20 protein-coding genes are annotated in these 25,475 nt (G+C 58.8%); 8 read left to right on the top strand and 12 right to left on the bottom strand.

The features are described from left to right. Positions 1-112: 112 nt before the first annotated feature. Positions 113-1,882 (bottom strand): apolipoprotein N-acyltransferase, encoded by a 1,770-nt coding sequence (lnt, locus tag CA51_RS03260; protein WP_145117763.1) that lies wholly within the window; start codon positions 1,880-1,882, stop codon positions 113-115. Positions 1,883-2,037: 155 nt separating this feature from the next. On the opposite strand from lnt, the gene CA51_RS03255 reads away from it, so the two are divergent. After that, positions 2,038-2,850 (top strand): TerC family protein, encoded by an 813-nt coding sequence (locus CA51_RS03255; protein WP_231745970.1) that lies wholly within the window; start codon positions 2,038-2,040, stop codon positions 2,848-2,850. A 297-nt stretch (positions 2,851-3,147) separates the two neighbouring features. Here CA51_RS03255 and CA51_RS03250 read toward each other — a convergent pair whose 3' ends face one another. The 7 genes from CA51_RS03250 to CA51_RS03220 form a co-directional block, all read right to left on the bottom strand. After that, positions 3,148-4,113: an Rpn family recombination-promoting nuclease/putative transposase gene (locus CA51_RS03250; protein WP_197451557.1), complete on the bottom strand. Its 966-nt coding sequence runs from the start codon at positions 4,111-4,113 to the stop codon at positions 3,148-3,150. Between the two features lie 47 nt (positions 4,114-4,160). Next, complete coding sequence (locus CA51_RS03245) at positions 4,161-4,772, bottom strand: phosphoesterase (protein WP_145117757.1); 612 nt, start codon at positions 4,770-4,772, stop codon at positions 4,161-4,163. 32 nt (positions 4,773-4,804) lie between these two features. Next, positions 4,805-5,857: a tRNA preQ1(34) S-adenosylmethionine ribosyltransferase-isomerase QueA gene (gene queA / locus CA51_RS03240; RefSeq protein ID WP_145117755.1), complete on the bottom strand. Its 1,053-nt coding sequence runs from the start codon at positions 5,855-5,857 to the stop codon at positions 4,805-4,807. Positions 5,858-6,039: 182 nt separating this feature from the next. Then, a complete protein-coding gene (locus CA51_RS03235; RefSeq protein ID WP_145117753.1) occupies positions 6,040-7,434 on the bottom strand; it encodes a sulfatase family protein in 1,395 nt (464 codons plus the stop codon). Between the two features lie 140 nt (positions 7,435-7,574). Continuing rightward, entirely contained in the window at positions 7,575-8,888 is a 1,314-nt protein-coding gene (aroA, locus tag CA51_RS03230) for a 3-phosphoshikimate 1-carboxyvinyltransferase (protein WP_145117751.1), read from the bottom strand. Then, complete coding sequence (locus CA51_RS03225) at positions 8,885-10,093, bottom strand: outer membrane protein assembly factor BamB family protein (RefSeq protein ID WP_145117749.1); 1,209 nt, start codon at positions 10,091-10,093, stop codon at positions 8,885-8,887. The genes aroA and CA51_RS03225 overlap by 4 nt, the downstream gene beginning before the upstream one ends. Before the next feature lie 210 nt (positions 10,094-10,303). Further along, positions 10,304-11,446, bottom strand: a complete 1,143-nt coding sequence (locus CA51_RS03220; protein ID WP_145117746.1) for a hypothetical protein — start codon at positions 11,444-11,446, stop codon at positions 10,304-10,306. 408 nt (positions 11,447-11,854) lie between these two features. Between CA51_RS03220 and CA51_RS03215 the strand changes: the two genes are divergently transcribed. Then, complete coding sequence (locus CA51_RS03215) at positions 11,855-12,436, top strand: fasciclin domain-containing protein (RefSeq protein WP_231745969.1); 582 nt, start codon at positions 11,855-11,857, stop codon at positions 12,434-12,436. Positions 12,437-12,907: 471 nt separating this feature from the next. Continuing rightward, positions 12,908-13,870: a hypothetical protein gene (locus CA51_RS03210; protein ID WP_145117744.1), complete on the top strand. Its 963-nt coding sequence runs from the start codon at positions 12,908-12,910 to the stop codon at positions 13,868-13,870. A 67-nt stretch (positions 13,871-13,937) separates the two neighbouring features. Here the strand turns inward: CA51_RS03210 and CA51_RS03205 are convergent, their stop codons facing one another. Both CA51_RS03205 and CA51_RS03200 read right to left on the bottom strand, forming a co-directional pair. Beyond that, the gene (locus CA51_RS03205; RefSeq protein WP_145117732.1) at positions 13,938-14,705 is read right to left on the bottom strand and encodes a ThuA domain-containing protein; all 768 of its coding nucleotides are present in this window, start codon (positions 14,703-14,705) and stop codon (positions 13,938-13,940) included. Between the two features lie 51 nt (positions 14,706-14,756). Then, the gene (locus CA51_RS03200; RefSeq protein WP_145117730.1) at positions 14,757-16,169 is read right to left on the bottom strand and encodes an MFS transporter; all 1,413 of its coding nucleotides are present in this window, start codon (positions 16,167-16,169) and stop codon (positions 14,757-14,759) included. 363 nt (positions 16,170-16,532) lie between these two features. On the opposite strand from CA51_RS03200, the gene CA51_RS03195 reads away from it, so the two are divergent. From CA51_RS03195 to CA51_RS03180, 4 genes are all read left to right on the top strand, one after another. Beyond that, positions 16,533-19,040, top strand: coding sequence for a PSD1 and planctomycete cytochrome C domain-containing protein (locus CA51_RS03195; RefSeq protein ID WP_145117728.1), 2,508 nt, complete (start codon positions 16,533-16,535; stop codon positions 19,038-19,040). Positions 19,041-19,148: 108 nt separating this feature from the next. After that, positions 19,149-20,609: a DUF1501 domain-containing protein gene (locus CA51_RS03190; RefSeq protein WP_145117726.1), complete on the top strand. Its 1,461-nt coding sequence runs from the start codon at positions 19,149-19,151 to the stop codon at positions 20,607-20,609. Between the two features lie 1,300 nt (positions 20,610-21,909). Beyond that, a complete protein-coding gene (locus CA51_RS03185; protein ID WP_145117724.1) occupies positions 21,910-22,323 on the top strand; it encodes a 6-pyruvoyl trahydropterin synthase family protein in 414 nt (137 codons plus the stop codon). Beyond that, the gene (locus tag CA51_RS03180; protein ID WP_145117722.1) at positions 22,320-23,363 is read left to right on the top strand and encodes a DMT family transporter; all 1,044 of its coding nucleotides are present in this window, start codon (positions 22,320-22,322) and stop codon (positions 23,361-23,363) included. The genes CA51_RS03185 and CA51_RS03180 overlap by 4 nt, the downstream gene beginning before the upstream one ends. Here the strand turns inward: CA51_RS03180 and CA51_RS03175 are convergent. Beyond that, positions 23,356-24,195 carry a hypothetical protein gene (locus CA51_RS03175; protein ID WP_145117720.1) on the bottom strand — a complete coding sequence of 280 codons (840 nt, stop codon included), beginning with the start codon at positions 24,193-24,195 and terminating at the stop codon, positions 23,356-23,358. The two genes, CA51_RS03180 and CA51_RS03175, sit on opposite strands and share 8 nt — an antisense overlap. A 451-nt stretch (positions 24,196-24,646) precedes the next feature. Here CA51_RS03175 and CA51_RS03170 point away from each other — a divergent pair, with 451 nt between their 5' ends. Then, positions 24,647-24,880 (top strand): hypothetical protein, encoded by a 234-nt coding sequence (locus tag CA51_RS03170; protein WP_145117718.1) that lies wholly within the window; start codon positions 24,647-24,649, stop codon positions 24,878-24,880. Between the two features lie 92 nt (positions 24,881-24,972). Here the strand turns inward: CA51_RS03170 and CA51_RS03165 are convergent, their stop codons facing one another. Beyond that, the gene (locus CA51_RS03165; RefSeq protein ID WP_145117716.1) at positions 24,973-25,470 is read right to left on the bottom strand and encodes an acetolactate synthase; all 498 of its coding nucleotides are present in this window, start codon (positions 25,468-25,470) and stop codon (positions 24,973-24,975) included. Positions 25,471-25,475 lie beyond the last annotated feature (5 nt).

The following is a 25,475-nucleotide window of genomic DNA, read 5'->3' as shown; positions in this document are numbered from 1 at the left end:
GGATAGAGTTAGCGGTGGGATGTAGTGGACGAGGTTACGAGTCCCAGCGATTTGGTCTGATGCAAAAGGACTCGTAACCTCGTCCACTACGCTTCGTTGAACGGCATTGCGGTTAAACGAGTGGCGGCTCCGAACCTGCGTCGCCGATCGGATCGGCTGGTGATTCGACGCTTGGCAACGGCAACTGCTTTTTCCGTCGACGCCATCCCCGGCAACCCGAGATAGCCAAAGCGATGCATAACAGCGTGGCGAAGCGAGCTGGCCAGTCGCCCACGCGTTGATAGAACGACACGCGAGGATCCTGTTGCGGAGCGGCGATCAAAAACGATTCGTCCTGGTGCGGCAGGCTTCCCACGACTCGGCCGCTGCTGTCGATCGAGACCGTTGGGCCACCGTTGGCCGCCATCAGAACAGGCGTGTGGTGCGCCGCGGCGACTAACTGGCTGCAACGCCGGTGATGCTCGAGGATCGCCGAATCGTCGAACCAGCCGTCGTTGGTCACGTTGACGACAAGATCGGCCGGCTTCCCTTCGGATGCCAGTTGACGCAGGTGCCTGTTCGTCACCCGTTCGACCATCGTTTCGAAACAGACGCTCGGCAGCACCTTCACTCCTTTGACGTCCGCGACGATCGGAGCGTCTCCCGGCGTGACCCCCATCTGCAACGGCGTGACTGTATACAGCCAGGGAAACCAATTGGCGAACGGGATGTATTCGCCGAACATCACCAAGTGACGTTTGCCGTACCAGGCGGGAACTTTGCCCGTCGGATCGATTGTGACCACGCCGCTGAACGCCTGGACCGGCCCGTCGACATACCGCAGCACGCTGCAGCCGACCATCAGGCTGGGCGGCTGCGTTCGCCCGCTGGCTGCCGTCAGTCCCAACTGGATATCGGCGGCTCGACGCTGGAACATGTTTTGGCTGTCGCGAACCCCCGCGATGATCTCCGACCGCGTCACGCCAGCGTCGGCGGGGACCGTAAAGTCATCCTCCAACACCCGCCACGGCATCGCAGCGGTATAGCTCGACTCGGGCCAGACGACCAACTGGACCCCCGGATCGGCCGACACCGCATCCCGGGAACCGCTGAAATACTTCCGCGCCGTCTCCAGTTCCCGCTGCTCGCTGTACTCGTAGACCGCTTCGACGTCGCGCTGCACCAGCGCGACCTTCAACATCGGTTCGGGCGAGACGACCGTATCGGCTTCGCTCAGCCGAAACAGACCGTAGCCCAACGTCGCGGCCAACACCGCGGAGCCGTTGAGGATCGCGTGGACCTGCCGCCGGCGAGCTGTAACGACCGACAGTTCCGTCCCCGACAACCGTCGGCAATGCAGACAAACCGCCATGGCTGCGGCGACGAACATAACGACTGCACTGACCGCGTAGGTTCCACCGAGGTCGGCGATCTGCAGCATCCAGGGCAGGTTGGCTTGAGTGTGCCCAAGCATCACGCCGTTGAAACCCGACAAGGCGTAACCACGAGCCAGCTCCAAACCGATCCAGACCGCCGGGGCCGCGACGACCAACGGCATCCGCCAGCCGTGCCAAGCGACGCGGGTGAGCCCAACAAACAGCGGCGTGTAGATCCCTAGATACGCCGCCAACACGATCCAGGCAGGGATCAGCATCGGGTGGGCGTGCCGGATTCCGGACAACGCGACAAACCAAAAGAGCGCACCGATCAGCCACAGAGAGACATAATCGCGACGGAACAGCGGTTGATTGCGATGGACCAGCGACAGCAGTGGCAGCGGCGCGATCCAGGCCAGAAAGCTGAAACCGACCGGCGGGTGAGCGAGCCACATCAGTCCCATTCCTAACAGTCCGGCGATGCAGGTCTGCAGCTGGGATTGCTTGCGATTTAACGGTTCATCCATGAGATTCCTGGCATCGTTACGCTTGTTGCGCGTGCGGCCACTGGGAGTCGATGGATGCCGCTGGGGACTGGTTTTTCCGGTTCAGAGCCTCTACCCTACTCGGCGAGTTTGTTAGGCGTCAAGTTGTTGAACACAATTCCGCGAGCGAGATATCGATGGGTGCAATCACCGAACTATTTACTCTGGCCAACCTGCTGACATTGCTGATGCTGATTGCCCTGCAGGCGGTGTTGGGCTTCGACAACTTGTTGTACATCTCGCTCGAATCCAAGCGGGTTGCCGAAGAGAGCCAACAGAAGGTGCGGCGGCTGGGAATCGGGCTGGCGATCGTATTGCGGATCGTGCTGCTGTACATCGTCGTCAAAGCGATCAAGTCGTTTGAAGATCCCTTCCTAACGATCGGCAGCGATACCGAAGGGGCTTGGATGTTTGGCGCGTTCAACTTGGCTAGCGTCGTCGAGATCGCCGGCGGCGGATTCATCCTCTACACCGCGATGAAAGAGATCTATCACATGTTGTCGGTCCATGAGGTCGGGCATGGAGAAGAATCGGCCCAGCGAACGGTCGGGTCCGCCATTTTTTGGATCGTCCTGATGAACCTCGTCTTCTCCTTCGATTCGATCTTAAGCGCGATGGCACTGACCGACAGCATCGCCGTGATGGCCGTTGCGATCGTGATCAGCGGCGTGTTGATGATGGTGATGGCCGACCACGTCTCGGAGTTCTTAAAACGCAACCGCATGTACGAGGTGTTGGGGCTGTTCATCCTGTTCATCGTCGGCATCATGCTGGTCAGCGAAGGAGGGCACAACGCCCACCTCACCTTCTTCGGATACCACGTCGAAGCGATGCAGAAGACCACCTTCTACTTCGTCCTGGTCGTACTGGTCGTCGTCGACATCATCCAAGGTCGCTACCAAAAGAAGCTGATGGCTCAACAAGCCGCCGAAGCCGGCAAGCACGCTTGATCGCGTCGGGCTCCGCTCGATAGTTCCTCCGGCAAATTGATCCCTGAAACGGTTTGCCCGCGCAAAGACCACGGGCACCGGCATGGCAAAGGGGGCACGGGACGCAATCTGACAACTTGCCGGCCTCTGCTCGATCGAGCGATCGATTAAATGCTCGTTAGAGATCGCGGAGCGCCACTGCATCCGTAGACTCAGCGTTCCGGCAGCCCCAGTGCTTCGCAGTGGAGGGCCACAATTCAGGTTGTTTTCTTGCCTGCCCAGCAGAAATGAGCGAGGACTTGAAGCCGACGCCAAAGGTTATCGGCGGCTTTGCATCTCTGCGCTGAGCGCGTCGACTTGGCTTTGCAGTTGCTGGAGATCTTGGCCGGCCAGCCGCTCTTTCGGCGTCGGAGGCTTCTTCAGGACTTCTTCCATGACCAAGATTCGGCCGATCAGCTCCCCCTTCTGCTCTCCCTTCTTCTCACCTGCGCGTTCACCCTCTTGTCGGCCTTCCTGTTTCCACTGTTCGGCGATCGTCGGCATGATCGATGTTCCTTCTACTTGAAGCACTTGGGTAACGACGGCGATCAGCTCCGACTTCGAAACCCGATCGGTGCCGGTCGCAATGTATCGCAAAATGGTCTCAAAGCTCTGCAAGGCCGTCGCGGGAGGCAATAGCTTCCTGAACAGCTCCAGGATTTCCGGAAGCCGCTCGGGCAGCTCGTCCCGCTTGATATATTTTAGCAGCGCCATGTAAGCGAGGAATACCGATTCGCCTCGCAATTCCTCGTCGCTGCATTGGCTCAAATCGAGCAGCGGCATCGTGAAACTGGGAACAAAACCACGTAAAGGTTCCGGCGATTCAACCAGTTCCTGCATGGTCCGAGCAACGTTCCAGGGGCTGCGGCCGTGGTAGAAGACCAGCGGAATCACGCAGCACAACGGCTGACCGCTCCGCAATCGCTGGTCATTGATGCCGACGATGTATCGCAGCACCTGGAAGATCGTCTGCGGATCGGCTGTCGATTTGTGCTCGAACAACAACACCACAAAAGCATCGTCGCCCCGAGACAGTTTGACATCGAAGACGAGATCCGAGAGTCCTTCGCGAAGTGCGATGTCGACAAACGACTCCTTAGCCGGACGAATGCTCTCCAAATCCAGCTCCGCCAGAACCTCCGCCGGCAGTTGCCAACGGACGAGATCGCGAACACGATCCAGCTCGCCTAACAAACGCCGCACAAACCGATCGTGCGGATTATGAATCGATTCGTCATCATCCATTGCGGCAGTCCTCCGAAGAGCGAGGGGACCACCGAAGTCTAACATTCCTAGGTCTGCGGATACAAATGATCCAGGCACAACTGGGACCAGATTTCGAAATGGTCGCGTTGGCTGATCAGCTCCGCCAGCGGTGCGAAGCCCGAATCGACGAGCCCCGATTCGTTGTTGCGGACGTCAGCCGATTCCATTTTCATCAGGTGGACGACCCCCAAGTGAACTCGGCCGACAGCGGTCGACGGGTCGTAGATCAAACCGACGACCTGTTCTTCGTACTTCGATTCGATCACCAGTTCTTCGTTCAATTCCCGCAGCATTCCGGTCCGATACAAGTCGCTGCTGTCGGCGTCTTCCGACGAGATGTGCCCGCCGATCCCAACGCTTCGCTTCGCGTGCAATCGCTTTTCCCCTTGGCCGCTGCCACGGGTGTAGCGAAACAGATGCACCAGGCCGTCCGAATCGGTCCACTCCAAGACGACATAAGGAATCAATTGCTTGAACGACGGATCCTCTTCCATCTGGCTGCGTGGTTGAAAGCTCAACTGGTCGCTCGCCAACAACGGCTTCAGGTAGCGGTCGACGTCGGGCTCAAAGCCTTCAAACGCTCCCAACGCTTCGATCACCGAAGTCGGGATGACAAGGATCTGCTCTTCTGTACTCATCGATTGATTCCTAACATTTGGATTTGCCGTCTCTAGATAATCAGCATCGCGTCGCCGTAGCTGAAAAAGCGATACTCTTCGGCAATCGCCGCGGCGTACGCTTCCATGATCAGTTCGCGTCCGGCGAAGGCACTGACCAGCATCAACAGCGTGCTCTTGGGAAGATGAAAGTTGGTGAGCATGCGATCGACAGCTCCAAACTTGTACGGCGGGCGGACAAACAGATTTGTCATGCCGGTCCAGCCAACCAGTTGATCGTTTTCCGCGGCGACGGTTTCCAGCGTCCGGACCGAAGTCGTCCCGACCGCCAGAACGCGGCCGCCAGCAGCTCGGGCGGCGTTCAATTTCTCTGCCGTCTCGGCGGAGATGCTGGCCCACTCGTAATGCATCTCGTGCTCGTCGAGCGTTTCGGTTTGCACGGGACGGAAGGTGCCGATCCCAACGTGCAGCGTGACCGCATGCGATTGAACTCCCTTGGCCTGCAATTGCTTCAGCAGTTCCGGGGTGAAGTGCAGCCCAGCCGTCGGCGCGGCGATCGATCCGGGATCGCGAGCGAAGACCGTTTGATAGGTCTTCACGTCGTCGTCGACCATCTGCCCCTCGCGGATGTAGGGAGGCAGCGGCACGCGGCCGAAGCGTTCCAACAGTTCAGCCGGTTCGCCGTCGCTGCCCGGTCGCACGGCGAGGTGCCCGTCGGGCAGTCGGGCGATCACTTCCAAAGTCTCCACAGGTCGCGCGTCGCGATCCTCTAGCGTGATCTGCTCGCCAACCTTCAACTTCCCGCGAGTCCGACTGAGAATCTCCCACAACCCGGTCTCATTGTCTTTGCGGACAAACAGCCCCTGCCAGCGGCCGCCGGTTTGCGACCGCAGCCCGACCAGTCGCGCGGGGATCACGCGGCTGTCGTTGAAGACCATCACGTCGTTCGGCTCGACAAGCGACGGCAGATCGCGAACGTAATGATGTTCGATCGATCCGCTGCGGCGGTCGACGACCATCAAACGGGCGTCGGCGCGTTGGGACAGCGGATGTTGCGCGATCAGTTCGCGGGGCAACTGGTAATCGTAGAGATCGAGTTCGCTCACAGGACTTGGCTTGGCTGGAGGCTTCCGTTGGCTGCATTGGGGTGCCGCCCTGGCCAAGTTCTGGCGCAGTCCCGCCCGGCGGGACTGCTTGGTCTCTAAAAAGAAAAGGACCTAAGAATCGTCGTCGGGGCTGGAAGCGGTGGCACACAACCCCAACGAATCAAGATTTGGCAACCATTGGTTTAAAACGTGGTTTGTGTCTTACGTTGGGTTACTGGATACCATGCCTCGATCGCATCGGCAAGACGCTTGACAACCGCTGGGTTCTCCGCCGCCAGGTTCTTCTCCTCCGCCGGATCGGCGATCAGATCGAACAATTGCGGACGTCGCTCGGTCCGCGGATGCGTCGTTTGATAGCGATTGACTTCCCCATCGTAGGTCAGCAGCAGTTTCCACCGCCCCTCGATGCACCAGCGATACAGCAGAGACGCCTCGGGATTTTCGATGTCGGCGATATCGTGAGCGAAGCTTTCGCCGAAGATCCGCTGGCGGTCGATCTTCTCGCCGCTAGTCATTTCAGGCATCAGATTCAGCCCCGGCAGACCGGCCGGCACTTCAGCTCCCGCCGCCGCCAAAACCGTCGGCACGATGTCCAAACTGCTGCACAGTTCATCCCGATCGGCCGGCTTCAGCTTGCCCGGCCAAGAGAACATAATCGGCGTGCGGATGCCCCCTTCGTAAGGGGTCTGCTTCGATCGCGCCGCGTATCTCGAACTGTTTGGGTCTTGGATCCAACCGTTGTCGGTGACGTAGACGATCAGCGTGTTTTCTCGCAATCCCTTTGCATCCAAATGATCGATCACCTGGCCACAGGTCTCATCGAACCAATCGCACATCGCATAATATTTCGCCACCGACGCGGAACGACCGGGCTGCGTGTATTTGTCCAGAATTCGCTTCGGCGGATTATGCGGCGTGTGGGGCAGGAAGGGAGCGTACCACAGATAAAACGGCTTCTTCTCTTCGACTGCCATGTCGATAAATTCGGTTACCGGTTGCATCCCCGCGCGTCCGATCTTCAGTCCATCATCGCCATGTCGACCGCCGGGCTGAGGGAAACCGCGAGTCATCCCGTGAGTGAACCCGCCGTGTTTGTAGTTGCCTTCCCACCACTTGCCCGACTGCATGCTCAAGTAGCCGTCGCGGCCGAGGATCTGCGGTACGGTAGGGAAGCGGTCGAGGTAAGAGATCAGTTGAGCGCGTTGTTGATCGTTTTCGGGCGTTCCCGGCTTCGAATATTTCGGCGATGGATCGTTTCCGGTCACGCCGTGTTGCGACGCGTAGCGTCCGTTGATCAACGTGAGCAATGAAGGCCGGCAGAGTGCTGTCGGCACATAACCACGACGAAACAAGACGCTCTGTTTGGCAAGCCGATCCAGATTGGGCGTCTGGATCGCATCGTGCCCCATGAAACTGTAGTCGCCCCAGGCTTGATCGTCGGAGATCAACATCACGATGTTTGGAGGCGTTGTCGTGTCGGCCGCGTGGCTCGATCGCGCCAAACCGAAGCTGCAAACCGCGACAAATGTAAACAGTGCGAAGAGGATCGGCCGACGCCAATGGGGTTGAGGTTTCATGGATTGTGATTCTCGATGTGGGGAAATTTCCAAACAGCTTGAGAGCGCATCGACAGTCGCCTTTCGCTCCGCGAAAGAGCGTTTGCTGTGCGCTCTTTCGCGGAGCGAAAGGCGACCATCGGCACAAACGACGACCTCGATCAGCCTGCAGTCCAATGATGGCTTTGGCCGGTCAATCGCTGCAGATCGGCAAAGTACTCGGGGTACGTTTTGGCGGTGCAGGCCGGATTTTTGATCTGGATACCGGGGGCACGCAGTCCCCCAACGGCAAAGCTCATCGCCATCCGGTGATCGTTGTAGGTCTCCAGTGTAGCCGCTCGCAACGGGCCTGGGGTAATTTTCAGCCCGTCGTCAAACTCTTCGATCGTCGCTCCCAATTTTCGCAACTCGGTCGCCAAGTCGGTGATCCGATCGGTCTCCTTGAAGCGGTTGTGCGCGACGCCGTGAATCGTCGTCGGCCCCTCGGCAAACAACGCGACCACCGACAGTGTTTGCACGGTATCGCTGATCTGGTTCATGTCGACATCGATCCCGCGCAGCGGGCCGCCGGCGGCAACGGTGATCCCATCGGACGCATCGGACACAGTGCAGCCCATCTTGGCCAAGCAGTCGACGAAGCCAACGTCTCCCTGCAACGCGGCCCGCGTCAGCCCTTCGACTTTGACCGTTCCACCACTGACCGCCGCAGCCGCCCAAAAATAACTGGCCGCCGACGCATCGGGTTCGATGTCATATTCGATCGCTTGGTAGACGCAAGGGGCTTGGACCGCGAAGACGCCCGGCGTCGTCTCGGTCACGTCGACGCCAAAGGACCGAATCACCGCCAGCGTCATATCAACGTAGGGACGCGACACCAATTCGCCCTCGACGTGAATCTCCAACGGCCTACGACTCAACGGTGCGGCCATCATGATTCCGCTGAGGTATTGGCTGGAGACATTCCCGCCGACAGTCACCTTGCCCCCCTGCCAACCCTGACTGTCGATTCGAACCGGCGGACATCCATCCCCTTGTTCGCTGCTGGCACCACCGCCGGTCTGGTTGATCGCCGTCAACAGATCGCCGATCGGTCGCTGGTGCATGCGGTCGATGCCATGCAAACGGTAGTTGCCGCCGAGCGCGGAGAGCATCGCCGTCAGGAACCGGATCGTCGTTCCGCTGTTGGCGACATAAACCTCCGCCTTGTGCGAGGCATCGGATCCGCCGATCCCGCTGACATCGGCAACGCGGCCATCGGGGCTGAGATCGATCCGCACGTCCAACTGACGCAGCGCATCGATCATCACCTCGGTATCCTCGCTGCGGAGAACACCTGTCAGATGCGTCGTGCCGCGGGCCAAGGCGGCGCAGATCAGCGCCCGATTGGTCAAACTCTTGGATCCCGGCGGGCGGATCGATCCGTTGACCTGGCCGCTGGGTTGAACTTCGACAGTCGTTTGCGAGGACTCACTCATTTCGTGGCAATTTTCCAAAGTGCGTTTTCGGTGCGGGCAAAGATCGCGTCGCCGGAGACCGCTGGCGAAGCGAGCATCGGGCCGTCGATCTTCGAGACCGCCAGCACCTCCGCTTCGTCGCCGTTGTCTTTCACGACCGCGCAATTTCCTTTGTCATCAAATACAAACAGGCCGGTCTGGGTGGCAACGGGAGTCGCCCATTGCGATCCAATCCCCTTGATCCGCTGCTTCCAAACCTCGTCTCCGCTAGCCAAATCGCCTGCTACCAGGACCGAACCTTGAGCCAGGTAGATGCGATTGCCGGAGATCACCGGGCTGGCGCTGCGAGCTTTCAAGCGATCCGATTCCCACAGGGGCTTCGGCGCATCGCTCGTCAAATCAAACGCGATCAGACCGGCCGTCGGGATGACCAGCGTCGATCCGGCAACCGAAGCCGATGGCGTTGTCTTGCAATCGAGCTCGGTCTCCCAGATCACTTCTCCGCTGGCCGGGTCGACGATTGTCGCCGACTGAGAGCAGGAGAGGAACAGGGCCTGCCGACCGCTGGGCAACGGAACCGCGATCGGCGAAGCGAAATTGGCAACCCGCGGCCGATCGAGATGCCACAGCGTTTCTCCGCTGTTTTTGTCCAACCCTGCAACAAACGAATCCCCTTGGCATTCCAGTTGAACCATTACCACGTCGTCGATCACCACCGGCGAACTGCTCATGCTAACGTCGCTCCCCGTCTTGGGATGATCGACGCCCAGCCCGCGGTACCAAACGATTCCCCCCTCGCGATCCAAGCAGACCAGATCGCAGGAACTATAAAGAGCGAAGATCTTCTCGCCGTCGCTGGCTGGAGTCGGAGCGGCGTTGGCACTGGTCGGATGCGTAAACGGCCGGCCCAATGCCAACAGCGTCCGCACCCAAACTCGCTTGCCACTGGCCGCATCAAAGGCTTCGACCGAGATGTCTCGTTCGTCGATCCCGCCACAGCTGGTCGCGATCACCAGATCGCCAACAACCAACGGACCGGCGATCCCACGACCGACCGTCTCGGTCCTCCAAGCAATATTCTTTCCCTCTTCAGCTGAAAACTCTGCCGGCGGATTGGACTGCGGCGAGTCGGCGCGGCCGCCAAAACCACGGAAGCCCAACCAGTCGTCGCTCCACGCGGCAGCCGGGATCAACAGCAGGCAGACAGCAAAGGTGATCGTTCGCATCGTATCGGTTTCCCAAAAGGGGAGAGAGATGAATTGAAGTGGATCTTGTTAAAGATCCTTCGAGCATTAAAAACGTCGGGGCGAGGATCTTTCATAAGATCCACTACGGAATAGGGTGCGTGCAAAAGGATCTTTAACAAGATCCACTACGGAACAGGGTGTGTGCAAAGGGATCTTTAACAAGATCCACTACGGGGGTGCACGCGTCGCTTAGCGTTCGAAATGCAGCGGGTTGCCGTTGGGATCGGTGATCCGCAACTGGAACTCCCAGACCTGAGCCCACGACTGGGTTTGAGCGTTTTGGCAAATCTTGACCAAGACGGTGTTCTGCCCTTTTCGCAGCTGCACGTCGGCGATGTACTGATCGACTCCCGTCCGCGCGTGATAGACCTCGTTGGCTGTTGCCAATTCGCCGTTCACCCAGATCTTGTTTGCCACGATGCTGCCAAGACGCAGCTGAGCCGGTTGATCGGCGGGGGATTCGATTTCGAAATAGCCGTAACAGACAGCCGCCTTTTCGTTTTTGAAGATCGGATTCAGATCGACCATCCCTAGCTCATCATCGGTCGCGTGCGATTGCCAGCTGACCTTGTCCAGCTTGCCCGCATAAGAGGTTTGCGAAACGGTGTGCTGCGGACTTTCGAGGTATTCCTTTTCGGGAGCGTAAACGGCGGCAAAGCCGACGCCGTCGGTGTTGTCGAATGGCGCCACCAGTTGCCACTGTTTGATGAAGCCCATGTGAGCGGCGAGGTCGACCGGATGCCCCGCCTCGCGGAGCGACTTGGCGATCTCGGTCAGCTGCCCTGGATAGCGAGCCGATTCCAATGCCTGTTGATAGAGTGCGACGCGCGCGTCTCCTTCCGCTGCCTCGGCCGCTTCCAGGACTTTGGCGACAGCTTCGTAACGCAACTGCAGACTCGGATCGTTTAACATCCCGTCGACCAGCGAGTCGGCGAGATCGGGGTCGGCATCCTTTAATAGTCGGAAGGCGACGTAGCGTGCATCGCGCGATCCATCGGTGTTTTTGATAAACGCTGCCAACGGCTGCACCGGCACCTGACCGTTGTCAGCGATATCGGCGGCGATCACGCGCAACCAATTCCGCCCCAACGGCGTCGCCGATTCGATCGCGGCCAACACGTCGATCAAGCGGTCCGGGCCCAACTGGCTCAACCGCTTCGCCGCTGCGATCGCGTCGGCGTGCCCGGCCCCTTCGGGCCCGATTTTGCTGAACGCAGCCAAATCCTGCTGCTGCCCGACGCAGATCGTTGCCCCGTGAAGGAACATCAATAGACAGAGCGGGATCGAGGCGAGAGGCGACAGAGTCGCATTGCGGCGCCACTTTGACATCATCGGGAAACTCCAGAGTTCAGTGGTTCGCCCCAGTGCAGCGGGCATCCCACAGATTTGTTTTAGCAGCGACCAGAACTCGCCGGGCTGCAATTGTAATCCGTCCCGGCAGCCGAGGCACGTAGACGAGGCTGCTCGAAGCCCCGGGGCGAAACAGTTTTTGTGCCCACACAAATCAGCCGCCACGCGATAGCATCCGGCTCTCCTGGCAACCGGAAGCAAATGCGTACTGGCTGATACCTCTAAATGGAACACGGGTTCGTCCTGACGGCTGCAGTCGACGCTTCCGTCGAAAACAAGAAATGTTTTCGTGGTCATCTAACCGCAAGCTTCTACAACGAGAGATAGACAGCAGCTGCAAACCCTACCGTCCACACACTGTTAAAAATCGCACGTTCTGGAGAATGAACTATGAAAACTTTGATCGCCTGTGCAACCATGATTGCAATGACCACGATGACCTACGCCGGAGACAACTGCCGCAAACAACAGGTCGTCTGCTCGGGAACCGTGATTCACGTCGGCCCCGCCCAGCGGCTCGTCGCTCATACACCAGTCGCCGCACCGGCGGCTGCAGCAACCGATACAAAAGATATCGTCGACACAGCCGTCTCCGCGAAGAAGTTCTCGACACTAGTCGCCGCAGTGAAAGCAGCCGGGCTGGTCGAAACATTAAAAGGGGACGGGCCATTCACCGTCTTTGCTCCCAACGATGAAGCGTTCGCGAAACTGCCACAAGGCACCATCGCCGACCTGCTGAAGCCCGAGAACAAAGCCAAACTAACAGCGATCCTGACCTACCATGTCGTCCCCGGCAAGGTGATGGCAGCCGACGTGGTGGGCGTGAAATCCGCGAAGACAGTCAACGGCAAAGAGGTCTCGGTGACCGTCGAAGGCAACACCGTGATGATCGATCAATCGAAGGTCATCGCCACCGACATCGTGACCAGCAATGGAGTCATCCACGTGATCGACAGCGTCCTGCTTCCATAAGTTGAAGGGGAACAAAACTCTCGAGAGCCTTGCTGCCAAGCTTTTGGCAGCAAGGCCTTTTTCGCAAGCGTCTGAAGCCGAAACAAACCGATCGTCTTCCCTGACCGGTTCATCCTGCTGGCTGCTGCAAGCCGCTCCACCTCCCTTTCACACATTACATGCCTCACCTGCACAACGGGGACCGCACACTGCCACGCAAATCCCGCAAAGCTTCCTCAATACGTCGTATCCAGACATTCCACATGCTCTCCGTATTCGGTCCATCTCCAACCGAAGTGAGTCACTACCGCACACCAACGACTAATTTCCGCATGCACCTCCCCGTGTCGGAACGATTGGTTTGCGGTGGGCGGCTGCGACCGACCGTATCAACGCTTTTGAGTTTCCGCCGTCCCTTGTTGAATGAAAACCGAACCCTCCTTTGTAGAGGCGACGGTGGGGCAAGCGCGATCGAAATTCAGGAAAGTTTAGATGAAGCTGAAAAGTTACTTATTCGCGACCGTCGTTGTTGGCTTTTGCCTAGGGACGAATTCGCTACAAGCAGCGTTTCCGTTTTTTGAGTCGCTTGAGGTGCGTAGCGGAGCGATCGGGCTGGACCGGCACGACGATCGCGAAGGAATGATTCTTCGCGACAATCCCGTCAAAAGCGTCTTGGACCGAAGCGAGCTAAACCTAGGCAGTAGTGCTGGCTGGGAACTTTCACTCCTGGGACACCTGAACGAAAAACATGCTGTCGAAGTTCGCTATTTTGAGATTAACGACTTCGATTTCAAGACAACTCGCGAAGGCATTGGCGGTATAGGATTTCCCGTTACGCCAGGAGGCGTTGGTATCTTCGGAGCTACCTCAACCGCAGATGTCAACTACACATCGGGAATGTCCAATGTGGAAGTAGGCGGCCGATGGTCGTTCCACGAAGACATCCAACTGCTCTATGGCATTCGCCACATCCGACATCGCGAGCAGCTCAATGGATTTGTCGTTCCCTATGGATTTGTCGACACCACCGATGTCACATTCCGAGCCGACAATCAGCTGACCGGATTCCAGCTTGGGCTCGACAGCCTGCTGTATGAATTTGGCCGTTTCCGGTTGGAGGGGCTGGTCAAAGCTGGCATCTTCAACAATCACGCAAAGACCAGCTACAGAGCAATCGGCACCGGCCCTTTCCTCGGTAGTCTTAACGAATCGGCGACCGACAGGGATGACGTTGCTGCGTTTGCGGGCGAGGCACAACTGACCGCCGCCGTCGCGATTACCGACTGGCTCTCAATTCGCGCCAGCTACCAATTTTTGGCGCTGACAAACCTTGCGACCGCCGACGATCAAATCCTGGGAACGGACCGATCCGGCCCGGTCACAACGGCAACCAACACCGGCGAATGCCCGATCTATCAGGGCCTCTCCCTGATGGCTGAAGTGCGGCTCTTCTAAGCCTAAGCCACCCCGTGCGTCGAGCAAGCTGTCAAACGCGCTCGTAGCGGTCGAGCCATCGTTGGCTCTACTGACCAGCGGCCCAAGCGAGACCTTTGATCAACGTGTCTAGAAAAACGGGATCGCCAAAGGTCTCGTTGGAATGGCCGTAGGTGGTCCCGAAGACGCGGGCCTTGCCGTATTGGTTAGTCCAATAAACGCCGTGCTCCTTGCCCGTCTTTTCGCTTGTCGATGTGGCGAGGATCGTCGTCCCCGGCCAAATCTTTTCGATCACATACAGCTCGTCGGTCTCGCTTTTGTAATCGCTGGGAAAACCAGCCATGATCGGATGGTCAGGCTTAACGACCTTGACCGGGTAGTTGCTTTTGTGTTCGTGCTTGCGGCTGGTCACTCCCAGGAACTCCCGCCAGTCGTCGACATCGGCCGCCCGGTAGGTGTGCATTGCACAATGGATCACCACCGCGTTGACTCCCGCTTTGTGCGGGTCGGTGATGCTGCGGATGTAATCGGGATCGGTCGTGTTGGCGAAACATTCGTTGTGAATCACCACGTCGAAGCCCTGCGACCAATCGACGTTTTTATAGAGATCGATCTCTGCCGTCGTGCCGGTGCCGCCGTCGTTGACCACCGTCCACTGAACCTTCAGCCCCCGATCGGCCGCAGCCAATTGGATCGCTTTGGCTTGGAAGTCGTAATCGTGGCAACAACCGCCAGTGACCAGTAAGACGTTGATCGAACGCGCCGCCGCCGGCTTCGCGTCGTCGGCTCGCAGACCGCCAAGGCTGGCCAGAGTGAAACTGACAGCCAGACAGAATAGGTTCGCTCGATTCAACATCGTCATCGATCTCCAGAATAGCAGTGGGGTGTCGCGCGGCCAGCGACGGAATTACGCCTCTTCCGTCGTCGCTTCCTCTTCGGCTGCGGGGGTCATCCGATCCCAGAAGCCTACGGTAAACAACACGAAGACAGCCGAGGCCAAAATCGCCGGAAAGATCCAATAGTTTTTCCAATCCTGCATCGCTGGAACGACATAGGCTGCCGTGTCCAATCCCTCCGGATAGCCCTTGTTAAACATGTTCATCAGGCTTTCCAGGAAGGTTGGCGTCGCCGCGTCGGCGCGAAGCGCGGAGATCTGTTCGGCAAGCTCCGGCCCCGGTGCGGCTCCATATTCACCGATCCGCGTTGGCAACGGAATGTTGGTGAAGGGGAAGTTGGCGCCAAACGCAAAGCGGAAACCGAAGAACAGCCCCAATCCCTGCGTCAGGAAAACGAGCAAGCTTTGCGCCTGGCCGCGGATCTCGCGTGGCGCTTTGTTATCGGTGTACATGAATCCTGTCACGAAGAAGAAGTCGTAACAGATACCGTGCAGAGCAACGCCCAACAGCAACATCCAGGTGACTTGATCGGGAGCTCCCATCGCGAACAACAGATAACGCAGCACCCAGCTGGCCATACCGATCATCAGCATCAACTTGACGCCCAACTTACGGAAGAAGAACGGGATCAAGATCATAAAGAAGATCTCCGACATCTGTCCCAGCGTCATCGTCGAACCCGGTTCAGTAAAGCCGGCGGCGCCCAGGTAAGCGGAGGTCTGACCGTAATAATAACCCAACGGGATGCAGATCAGCATCGAACAGATCGCAAACACAAGGAACCCAGGACTCTTCATCATCCCGAAGGCATCCAGCATCAACAGCGATCGGAAGTCCAACGGCGTGTCCTTCGCGGGCGGTGGCGTGTGGGGCAGGGTGAAGCTGTACAGACCTAGCAAAATGCTGCTGATCGCTCCCAACCAGAAGATGTTCAACGAATCGGACCATCCCGCGAATCCAAGCGTCAGCCCAGCGACGATCCAACCGATCGTTCCCCAGACACGAATCTTAGGAAAATGGTTTTGGTCGGGAATGTGAGTGAAGGCGATCGTGTTGCTGAGCCCCAGCGTCGGCATGTAGCAACACATATAAGCGATCATCAAGCGGACCATCAACGTGCCATCCCCATCGGCGGCGATCGAGGGGAGCATGCACATGATTCCGCCGCCGATCAGCAGCAGGACTCCCATCACTCTTTCGGAAGCGAAGAATCGGTCAGCGATCAGCCCCAGGAATAAGGGAGCGAAGATCGCCGCGATCGGAGCACTTTCGTAAGCACCGCCGGTGAATTCCGCCAATCCGTTACTCCCCAAAGCCAGGGCCAGCGTTGCAAACCAGGCACCCCAGGCGAAAAACTGGAGGAACATCATGATCGACAATCGCGTCGTCATGTTCGACTGGGACGTGGGGGCGGCAGTGCTCATCGTGACACGAACTCCGTTGTGCAGGATCTCGGAAGGAGAGGGTAGGAGAGGCGAATCGCTGCAAAATCGCAGCGTTGCAAATCTTGGGAAGTGCCGATTCTAGTCCACCGCCGCGTCACGGGCACCCCCGCAATGCAATCATTCACCGCCCCCGCAGATCGCTCGTATAATGAAGACCAAGCAAGATCAGCCGCCCTCCACCGGTGGGCCGCGATTGCGAGCGACTCTCGGCGCGAATTCGATCCCGATTCTCGAGCAAGAAACTTTTAAATTCATCGCCGGCGCACTATAATGCCGAACACCCTCCCTGTGCCACAGCGTCAACGCTGACATGCCCACCGCTTTGCGAAAACCGAGCATATCATGAACAGACTGTGTTTTTACGTCATCGCTCTACGACTGGTTGTCACGCCGACTGGACTGCTAGCCGACGACGCTGCAGCTCCCGATGCCCAACATGTCGCCTTCTTTAATGAATCGATCCTGCCCGTCCTTAAGGAACATTGCTTCAAGTGTCACAGCGGCGATAAGGAAAAAGGTGGCCTGAAACTCGATTCGCGATCGGCTCTGGTACGCGGCGGCGACAGCGGTTCGGGGATCGACATGGATTCTCCCGAGCAGAGCATCCTGCTCGAAGCGGTCCGCTTCGAATCGTACGAGATGCCGCCGTCGGGCAAGTTGCCCGATGAGACGATCGAATTACTCGCCCGCTGGGTTGCGATGGGGTCGCCCTATCCAGCTGACATGATCGGCGACGACGACGCCCCGGTTCACGAATCTCCCGGCTCGCGCGTCACCGACGAGGACCGCAAGTTTTGGTCCTTCCAACCGATCCAAAATCCGCCGGTTCCAGCGACCGATGACGCGGGCTGGGCCCGGACGCCGACCGATCGCTTCATCTTGAATCGTTTAGCTGAAAATGGACTGCAGCCCAACGGCGAGATCTCGCCGCGCGGTCTGCTGCGCCGCGTCTATTACGACCTGACCGGACTGCCGCCAAGCATCGAAGCGATCCAAGAATTCGAAGCCGACCCGAGCGACCTCGCTTATCAGAAGATCGTTGACAACTTGCTCGCTTCGCCCGAATACGGCGAGCGATGGGGGCGGCACTGGATGGATCTGGTTCGCTACGCCGAGACGAACAGCTACGAACGGGACGACGCCAAACCCGAGGTCTGGCGTTTCCGCGATTATGTGATCGATTCGCTGAACGCCGACAAACCGTTCGACGATTTTACTCGCGAACAGATCGCCGGCGACGAGATGGAATTTAAACCGGAGCGGTTGGTCGCGACCGGTTACCATCGGCTTGGGATTTGGGATGACGAACCAGCCGACAAAGAGCTTGCGTTTTACGACGACATGGATGACATCGTCGGGACGACCAGCCAGGTCTTCCTGGGACTGACCGTCCATTGCGCTCGCTGCCACGAACACAAGATCGATCCGATCCCGCACGCCGATTATTACCGGATGCTCTCCTTCTTCTCCGGTCTGAATCGGCTGGGCGTTCGCAGCGGCGATTCGGTCCGCCAGAACTCGCTGCGTCCGATGGTTCCGCCCAGTCAGGAGCGTCAATATACCGAGGCGAAGAAGCGTTACGAGAACGAGCGTCGCGAGCTGGAAAAGACGATTCGCGAGATCGAGAAACAGGTCCAGCCCGACTTCCAACCTGTCGAGCACGAGGACTTCGCTTACCAAATGAACCGCGAAGCGATCGTGGGCAAGCGGGTCGGCAAGCTGATCGACCAAGCGAAATACGACCAATACGTCGCCGCTCGAAAACGGTTGACCGAAATCGAGCGGAACAAACCAGCCGAGGTGGGGATGGCGTTGTGCGTGACCGAGATCGGTTCGCAAGCTCGCCCAACGTTTGTGCTGACGCGCGGCAATCCGCACGCGCCGGCCGATCCGGTAGAACCGGGCTTCCCCGAAATCTTGGGTGGCCAAACGCCCGAGATTCCTGCCAGTCCGAATCCTGAAACCTCGGGACGCCGAATCGTGCTGGCCGATTGGTTGGTCAGCGAAAGCAATCCGATGACCGCTCGCGTGCTGGCCAACCGGTTGTGGCAATACCACTTCGGCCGCGGGATCGTTCGCACCCCCAACGACTTCGGTTTCCAAGGGGCTCCACCGACACATCCGTTGCTGCTCGACTATCTGGCCAGCGAATTGATCCGCGCCGATTGGCATCTGAAACCGCTGCACCGGATGCTTGTCACCAGCAGTGCCTACCGGATGTCATCGGACAGTCGCGACGAAGCGGTTGCCGCCGATCCGACCAACGACTTCTTCTGGCGATTCGAATCGCGACGGTTGAGCGCCGAAGAGATCCGCGACTCGATGCTTGCCGCGACCGGCAAACTGAACCTCAGCAAGGGAGGTCCCAGCATCTACCCGATCATCGAAGCGGAGGTCCTGGCGGGCCAGTCGCGACCGGGAGCCGGTTGGGGCAAAAGCAGCGACGCCGAACGCGCCCGACGCAGCGTTTACATTCACATCAAACGCTCCCTCGGCGTTCCGTTGCTGATGAACTTCGACGCCGCCGATACCGATTTCACCTGCCCCGTCCGTTTTGCAACGATCCAACCGACGCAAGCGTTGGGAATGTTTAACAGCGACTATTTGGTGCAACAATCGTCCGACTTGGCCGATCTGGCAGAGCGTGAAGCTCCTGCGGGAGACGCTGCCGATCGCGTCGCGGCGGCGCTGCGACGCGTGCTGCAACGCGACGCCAGCGAACAAGAGATCGCCTGGGGCGTCGAACTGATGCAACGTCTGCGATCCGAACACCAGGTCGACCAACGCCGCGGCTTGGAACTGTTCTGTTTGGTCGCCTTGAATTTGAACGAGTTTATCTATCTGGACTGACAAGCGTTTGACAGCTGACGAGAAACCCGCGAGGCACACGACCGACTGCAAGGTGTTGCCCGACGCGGAATCCACTTTCACGCCCCTCCTGCTAACAGGCTCTATCCGATGACAACCAACAACGAATTCTGCCGTCGCACTCGCCGTCAAGCTCTATGGGAAATGGGCTGCGGCTTCACCGGAACCGCTCTGGCCACGATGCTTGGCGACTCGTTCCTGGGAACGCAAACGGTCGCTGCCGATGGCAAGACCGCTTGGGAAAATCCGCTCGCCCCCAAGCAACCGCCGCTGCCTGCGAAAGCCAAGTCGGTGATCTTCCTGTACATGTATGGCGGCCCCAGCCACATCGATACGTTTGATTACAAACCGGCGATGAAGGGGATGGACAACAAGTCGATCGAAGTCAAAACGTTTGGTCGCGGCGGGCATAAGAACAAAGGCCGGATCGTCGAACCGCGCTGGGACTTCAAGCAGTACGGCGAGTGTGGCAAATGGGTCAGCGATCTGTTTCCCAACTTGGGAACCTGCGTCGATGACATCGCGTTCATCCACTCGATGACCGCCGATTCGCCGATCCACGGTTCGGCGATGCTGCAGATGAACAGCGGCCGGATCCTCAGCGGCAGCCCCTGCCTGGGATCGTGGGTCAATTACGGCCTGGGAACCGTCAACCAAAACCTGCCCGGGTTTGTCGTCATGTTGGACCCGCGAGGCGGACCGATCAGCGGCGCGAAGAACTGGAGCAGCGGTTTTATGCCGGCTCACTACCAAGCGACGGTGATGAAGAGCAACGGATCGCCGATCTTAAACCTGAAACCGCAAGCTGGCATGACCGACGCGTTGCAACGCGATCTGTTGGATGCGATGCGGAAGTACAACGAACAGCACCAGGCGGCGCGGATCGAAAACACCGATCTGGCGGCAAGGATCAGCAGTTACGAACTGGCTTATCAAATGCAAGCCGCCGCCCCCGATGCGGTCGACCTCTCGAAGGAAGACGCCCGCACGATCGACGATTATGGGATGAACGATGAAAAATCGAAGACCTTTGGCAAGCAGTGTCTGATGGCGCGGCGGCTTGTCGAACGGGGCGTCCGCTGCGTGCAAATCTACAGCGGCGGCGCGCACAACGACGACAACTGGGATGCTCACAACGACATCGCCGTCAACCACAACCTGCACGCGGCGGAGACCGATAAACCGATCGCCGCACTGCTGAAGGACCTCAAGCAGCGCGGGATGCTCGATTCGACGCTGGTCGTCTGGGGTGGCGAGTTCGGCCGCCAACCGACCGCCGAATACGAAAAGGGAACCGGCCGGGATCACAATGCCTACGGCTTCACGATGTGGATGGCCGGCGGCGGGATCAAAGGGGGCGTCAGCGTCGGCAAGACCGACGAACTGGGAGCCGCCGCTGTCGAAAACCGCTACCACGTCAAGAATCTGCACGCCACGATCCTCGACCGCCTGGGATTCGATCCCAACCACCTGACCTACTTCTTCGGGGGACTGGATCAAAAACTGGTCGGCGTCGAGGGAGCCGAACCGATCCACCAAGTGCTAGCCTAGCCCGGGCCGCACCAACCATCGCGGCCACTCGCCGTTCTGGTTTAACCGCAATACCGTTCAACGAAGGAGCCTCGGACCGTCGAAAGAATTAGCGGCGGGATGTAGTGGACGAGGTTACGAGTCCCAGCGATTGGGTCTAATGCAAAAGGACTCGTAACCTCGTCCAATACGCTTCACTGAACGGTATTTCGTTTAACCGCGTGGGCAACGCCCCGCGCGTCCGACAACTTGGCCTGCAACTCTCGCAGACCGACAGTACTGAGTGTCCAGCGCTCGCCCCAGAAAAACGCGCGGCCCGATGGGCACGCGGTTAAACGAATGCGAATTTTTACCAACACGGCCACTCGCCGTTCTGGTTTAACCGCGTGGGCAACGCCCCGCGCGTCCGACAACTTGGCCTGCAACTCTCGCAGCCGACGGTACTGAGTGTCCAGCGCTCGCCCCAGAAAAACGCGCGGCCCGATGGGCACGCGGTTAAACGAATGCGAATCCAACCATCGCGGCCACGCGCCGTTCTCGTTTAACCGCGTGGGCAACGCCCCGCGCGTCCAACAACCTGGCCTGCAACTCTCGTGGACCGGCGATACTGAGTGTCCAGCGCTCGCCCCAGAAAAACGCGCGGCCCGATGGGCACGCGGTTAAACGAATGCGAATCCAACCAACGCGGCCACTCACCATCTCGTTTAACCGCGTGGGCAACGCCCCGCGCGTCCGACAACTTGGGCTGCAACTCTCGCAGACCGACAGCACTGGGTGTCCAGCGCTCGCCCCAGAAAAACGCGCGGCCCGATGGGCACGCGGTTAAACGAATGCGAATCCAACCAACGCGGCCACTCACCATCTCGTTTAACCGCGTGGGCAACGCCCCGCGCGTCCGACAACCTGGCCTGCAACTCTCGCAGACCGACAGTACTGAGTGTCCAGCGCTCTCCCCAGAAAAACGCGCGGCCCGATGGGCACGCGGTTAAACGAATGCGAATCCAACCAACGCGGCCACTCACCATCTCGTTTAACCGCGTGGGCAACGCCCCGCGCGTCCGACAACTTGGGCTGCAACTCTCGCAGACCGACAGTACTGGGTGTCCAGCGCTCGCCCCAGAAAAACGCGCGGCCCGATGGGGACGCGGTGAAGCGACATTGGACCATTGCGGCGGTCTCCCGCGCACAAGCACTCGCATCGCATTGAAATTTCGTGGCCCCCGTTTGTCCAAAGCTGACGCTGCGGCTTAGGATAGAACTTCGCTGGGGTGCTTCGTTCTTTGGTTCGTGGGAGATTGTGATCGCTATGGGTCTGACCGTGATGCGTCGTATTCGTTTCTGTGCAGGTCATCGGTTGGTTGGACACGACGGCAAGTGCGTCCATTTCCACGGGCACAACTACGTCGCTGAGTTTTATGTGACCGGCGAAGTCCAAGACGATGTCGGGCGGATCATCGACTTCGGCGTGCTGAAGCGAAAGTTCAAAGGCTGGATCGACGAGAACTGGGACCACGCCTTTGTGCTCTGGGATCAAGACACCAACGGGCTGCAGGCGATCCACATGGTCGAACCCTGCCGCGTCTTTGAATTGCCCTACAATCCGACCTCCGAAAACATGGCCCGCTACCTGTTGGAAGTCGTCTGCCCGGAACTGTTGCGCGACACGGGAACCCACGCCAGCAAAGTCGTGATCTGGGAATCCGAAGAGAGTTGTTCGGAAGTGACGCTGGGGTGAGAGCACCAAACCAAGTTCAAACGCTGTCTCCCGAGCCACCGGATTCGATCGTCGCCGCCGCCAACGCGATTCCACCGCAGCCCGTTGCCGCTCCGATCTCCTACACCGTCGGCGTGATCTATTGTCTGCTGGCCGCTGTCGGTTACACGTTGGCTAATATCGCGCTGCGACAGGTAAGCGATCTGGATCCGATCATGGTCACGGCGGCCAAAGCCTTTCCGACGATGATCGGAATGGCGCCAAGCGTGTTCCTGTTGTGGAACCGCGGCGTTGTTTTAACTCCTCAGCGGTCCGCGATCGGCTACCTGCTGGCCGGATGTTGCGTCGGACAATTCATCGGCAATTGTGCGTTCCAGTATTCGTTGAGCATCGTTGGACTGGCGTTGGCGGTGCCGATCTGCCTGGGGACGATGGTGATCGGCGGAGCGGTCTTCGGACGCATCTTTCTGGGCGAACGCGTCACCATGCGGACGGTCATCGCGATCGTGGTCTTGATCGTGGCGACGGCGATTCTTTCGCTGGGAAGCGGTCGCAGCGCGGTCCGCGCCGACCTGACACCTCTGCAGATCGCCAGCGGAGTGATCGCCGTCTCGATCTCGGGGCTCGCCTTTTCATTCCTGGGAACGATGGTCCGCCGTAGTCTTCTGAGCGGAATGGCAGTCGCGACGACGATGTTCGTCAGCGGAGTGGTCGGCACCTTCGGGCTATCGACGATCGCCTTGGCACGCGTCGGGCCGGAGGGATTGGCGGCAACGACGGCAGACCAGTGGTTGGTAATGTTAGCCGCGGGGCTGTTTAATCTGTTCGCCTTTTTCGTATTAACCGTCGCGTTGCAGGTCGTTTCGGTGGTTGTGGTGAACCTAATAAACGTAACCCAAGTTGCAATGGCAGCGATCGCCGGCGTGCTGATCTTCCAAGAACGCGTCACTCAATCGATGGTGATCGGCGTTTCATTGACGATCGTCGGGCTGATGGTCTTGGGCAAACGAAAGTCGCCTCGTTCCAAACCGCCCTCGCCGGAACCGGACGAAGCTACTTAGCGAATTCGTTGTAGCGAACCTTGCCGAACCCAGGCAGTTGGATTTCGGGGAGAGGAGCTTTTGCAGGAGCAGCGGGAGCGACGGTTTTAGCCGCGGCGGTGGCCTTGTTCTCGCTGAACTTGACGTTGGCCACCTCGTTGCCGGGTAGCCCGTCAGCAGCAGCGATGGCGTCGTTCGTCGAACGCGGTTGAACAACCAACCGATCATCGAGGATCGTCACCTTCTGGAACATTCCTAACAACGCTGCAAAGCGAGGATCATTGACATCTTCGGTCGACAGTTTTAAGTCGCGAAACTGCGTCAGCAACGATTCGTCGATCGGCTCTCCTTTGACCTCTGCATCGATCAGACTCAACGACAGCGTCGTATCGTCGAGCGACAGTTCAAGTTCGCCCGACGCGTTGAGGAAACGCCCCGATCCGCCGGGAACCCGATCGGTTGGGATACTTACATCCGCACGCAATCGGCCGTTCTGCAGCGTCACAAAAACGCAGTCCTTCAGTCCGGGCTGACTGTTCAACAGAACATTCAACTCGCGCGTCGAAAGGACAAACTGTTCGTCGGAACTTCCCGCTTGAACTCGCTCAAAAAACTCGCTAGCTCGCTGGCCGATCTCTTCGGCTTCCACCTCGTCGAAGGCAACCGTTGGAACCGCGCGAGCTTCGGTCTCGGTATATTCGGCGACTTTCCCACTCACGAAATACCAGCCGTATCCGGCCAGTCCAACCGCGCCGATCCCCAACAGCAACATTGGTAGCAAGCAACCGCACAGTAACAGTTTTCGGATTCCGCCGCGGCGGGCGGCAGGAGGCATGGTGGGGGGCGTGTGCATCGATTTATGCTCGTGGCGGGAAAAGTGTTCGAGAGACCGGGGAACACTCAATAGGTAGCTCATCGCAACGCTACGCTCGGCCGATTTCAAGCAGTACAGCGAAGGCAACCGCCGTCAGAAGTCCGAAGATTCGGGCTGCGCCAATGATAGGCACGGCGCCGCCGCAGGATCCGAGTATCGTTTCAAACGCTCGCCAATCGCAAACAGAACTTCTCGGTTGCCAAAAGCTGTCGATCGCGGTGCAGAAGAACTCGATCGCGACGCGACAATGGGCCTCCGTTTCGGAGCAATAATCGCCGTCGCTTTTGTGAAACCAACACGCGGCATACAAAGAAAGCCACACCTACCGTGGCTAAGCATATCGTCCAGGGCGATGGCAGCGGGCACAGCGGGAACCGGGTCGCCCAAACTCAACGGCATCAGACGCGACGGGGGTAGATCCCAAGACGCCGTGGTCACGTTGCTCGCGGCCGATTTCGCTGGTCCGAAGTTCAGCAACTTGCTTGACGGCCCCAGACTTGATTATGAGCGCTGCGGCTTTTCAGACAGCCAAGGAAACCTCTATATCACCGGAGCGGCAACGGTCCCGGTTGGTCTGTCCACCGCACGTTCCACCCCGAACCTGCCGGCGTCGGTGGCGGCAAACAACTTTGTTGCGAAGGTGGATATTAAGCCGGGGATGTGATCCTGGCAAAGTTGAATCGCGTTCAGAACGACTAGGTCATATCGAAGCGAAGGGAATGCGATCCCATGCCGGCGAAACGTTCGCCGAACGGATCATTCCTCTTCGCCCAGCAAGTCGCTTTCTTGCAGCGTGCGGAAGTTCTTCGCTCGCAGCGTTTCGATCCCCAGATCGATATTGTCGACCATCAACGCCACCGCAGCCCGTTGGTTGGCGCGTGGGATCAAGGGATACGCTTGGATGATGTTCACTTCGGCTTGCAGCAGCGCCGTGCAGACGTGCAGCAACGGTTGCGACGTGTCGGGCAATTCAACGCCGATCAGATCGGTTTCGATGATCGACAAACCGGCCCGTTCCAGGATTTCGCGAGCCCGCTCGGGATGGCTGACCACAAATCGCACAAACGCGCATTCGGCGGCATCGTTGATCGATAGGGCGACGATTCGCAGACCGGTCCCTTCGAATCGACGCACGACTTCTAACAGCTGCCCGACGCGGTTCTCCAAGAAGACGGTGAACTGTCGAATCGCGGGATAATCGCGGCCGCGAGCGGTTTGATAATCGATCGCGTTTCCTTCTCCGATGCTGCTCATCCGGC

This window comes from Rosistilla oblonga (assembly GCF_007751715.1).
In the GTDB taxonomy this organism is placed as follows: Bacteria; Planctomycetota; Planctomycetia; order Pirellulales; family Pirellulaceae; genus Rosistilla; species Rosistilla oblonga.
Note: the sequence above shows the minus strand (reverse complement) of the source record. Positions and strands in the feature narration are given on the sequence as shown.